This is a genomic window from Pseudoalteromonas sp. BSi20311 (genome assembly GCF_000239875.1).
GTDB lineage: Bacteria > Pseudomonadota > Gammaproteobacteria > Enterobacterales > Alteromonadaceae > Pseudoalteromonas.
On the sequence record NZ_BADU01000064.1, the window covers coordinates 1 to 2,635 of the forward strand.

Sequence of the window (2,635 nt, forward strand, 5' to 3'; positions counted from 1 at the left end):
TGCGTAATACCATGATGCCGATCGCTCAATACCATTCAAGCCGATCACTTTTTTGTCTGTCAGTAGACCTCAGTAAAATCTAACTTGAGTGATCGGCATCAGTCAAGAAATTTAGTTTTTTTCGCATCGACTCGCCTTTTAATTCCAACTTTATCGCCCCGTGCACAAGCCTATCTAGAATCGCATCCGCGTGTGTCGATTCTCCGATCATTTCATACCAATTTTCTATCGGTAATTGACTCGCTATTAAGGTCGATTTTGTATCATATCTTGCATCAATTAATTCCAGTAAATCACTCCGTTGTTGAGCCGTTAATGGCTCTAATCCCCAATCATCTAAGATCAGTAAATTGGCAGAGCTAAGCTTGTTGATCAGTTTTCGATAACTACCATCGGCTTGCGCTAGAAACATCTTTTCTAATAGCTCTTTGAGCCTAAAATAATAAACGCTACTCCCTTGTTGGCAGTGGTTTTGACCAAGCGCGCAAGCGAGGTAAGTTTTGCCACAACCTGTTGCTCCTGTGATCAAGATGTTTTGGTGAAGACGAAGCCATTCACCTTGTGCTAATGAACGGATCTGAGCTTTATCGAGTTGTCGTGCTGCGCCATAGTTGAGTTGGGCAAGTGTGCCGCCAACTCTGAACTTTGCTTGTCGCGTTAGGCGATCTATTTTACGCTGATCACGCTGCGTTATTTCATGTTCAAGCAATAAACTTAGCCGCTCTTCGAAGCTTTGTTCAACGTATAAATTGGGTTGCTCGTATTGCTGCAATAGCGCATCACGTATGCCGCTTAGCTTTAAATTACTTAACTGATTATTAACTTGTTGATTGATATTTTGCATAAGTCTTCCTATGGTTTGTTAATTTTTATTAATGGTAATAGTGGTTGCCACGGATATTTTTATGATCAATATCTTGTAGTAAATCACCTTGAGCTTGTGGCAAGGGTTGTTTATCCAAGCCTTTTTCTAAGATAGTCTTTACTTGTTTAACGCGAGTAACACCTGTGGTTAATGCGCGATGACAGGCGGCTTCAAGACGTTGATCACTAAACTTTTTACCTAGGCTTAATAACCCCATACAAGCACGGTAGCTTTGCTCTGGATGTTTTTTAGCTTGCATCAATTGCATAACAAACTGCTCAGTTGATGTGCCAAATTTACTCGCCCAGCGTTCGAACCGCTGTGGTGTCCATTGTTGCTGCTTTTGATGAGCGATAGGCATATGCAGATCAAGCGTGGTGTGCGCACCTTCTCGGTATGATCTGGGGTGAACAGCGACTTGTATGCCTTGATGGTAGAGTGTCACCAACTTCCCGGAGGCATGGGCTTCAAGCTTTTGTTTAATTAAGGTATGTGGCACTGAGTAGTAGTGCTTTTCAATTTCCACATGATAATCAATATGCACGCTCACCTGTTTTACTAAGGTATAGCTGTAAGGCTGTGTAGGCAGTGGTTTGAGTGCAGGTCTGTCGATAGCATCAAACTGACTGAGCCGTGAGCCAGGATGCTTTTTCATTTTACGTTGATTTAAATCGACCAGTAATGCTTGTATTTTCAGGTTCAATTGACGCAAGCTAAAGAAGGTTTCATTGCGAAGGCGCGCCATTATCCAACGTTCAACAATTTGCACACCCACTTCAGCCTTAGCCTTATCCTTTGGTTTATAGGGTCTAGCGGGCACAATGACCGTATCGTAATGTGTCGCTAGTTGTTGGTAGGTTGGATTTAAGTCAGGCTCATATCGACACGGTTTGGTGACGGCACTTTTAAGGTTGTCAGGAATTATTAGCTCAGGAACACCGCCAAGAAACTCAAAACAACGGGCGTGACTCATCACCCAATCTTCGAGTTTCTGGCTGTAAGTCGCTTCGGCATAGGTATAATTTGATGCACCCATGACCGCAACGAACACTTGTGCAGTACGACATTCGCCTGTACTTGTATCAACAATACTCATGGTTGGGCCACAGTAATCCACAAACAGTTTTTCACCTGCTTTATGATTTTGTCGCATGGAGGGTTTTTGGCATTTAAGCCATGCCTTGTACTGACGGCAGAAGTGAGTGTAACTGTAAAAACCTTCCGCGTGCCGCTCTTTGTATTCTTCCCAAAGCAGCAACAACGTCATGGTTTTAGGCCGAAGCTCTTGCTGAACTAACGACCAGTCAGGAATGGTAAAGCCCTTTAATCGAGGCTTTGTTTTGAAGAACGCTTGTTGCAGAGCGTGATCATCCCACTTCTCATCAAGCGGCCAGTAAGTAATATCTAACTCTGCTGATTTACAGGCATATTTAGACACGATTGAGGGTGAAACAGATAAGCTTGTTGCTATCTGACGATGACTGAGTTTACAGCTGTATTTTAGTCTTAAAATCTCTTTAAGTTTACGCATTGAAATAGGTGCCGTTGGCATGGTCATTCTCATCATCAAAAATGAAAAGAATAACGGTTAAAAACACCTACTGGCTAGACAAAAACGTGTACAAATTGAACGATACCATTCAAGCCGATCACTCAATACCATTTTGACCGAAAAGTGATCGGCATCGATGGTATTGAGTGATCTTGATGGATGGTATTAGGTGATCGGCTTAGATAGTATTAGGTGATCGCGATGCATGAGAATACGCA

At 42.7% G+C, this 2,635-nt stretch carries 2 protein-coding genes; both read right to left on the reverse strand.

Annotated elements, in window-relative coordinates; translation table 11 throughout:
- Window positions 1-79: 79 nt before the first annotated feature.
- Window positions 80-844: an IS21-like element ISShfr5 family helper ATPase IstB gene (istB, locus tag P20311_RS06960; RefSeq protein WP_008111090.1), complete on the reverse strand. Its 765-nt coding sequence runs from the start codon at window positions 842-844 to the stop codon at window positions 80-82.
- A gap of 28 nt (window positions 845-872) precedes the next feature.
- The gene (gene istA, locus P20311_RS06965) at window positions 873-2,417 is read right to left on the reverse strand and encodes an IS21 family transposase (protein WP_008111092.1); all 1,545 of its coding nucleotides are present in this window, start codon (window positions 2,415-2,417) and stop codon (window positions 873-875) included.
- Between the last annotated feature and the right edge of the window lie 218 nt (window positions 2,418-2,635).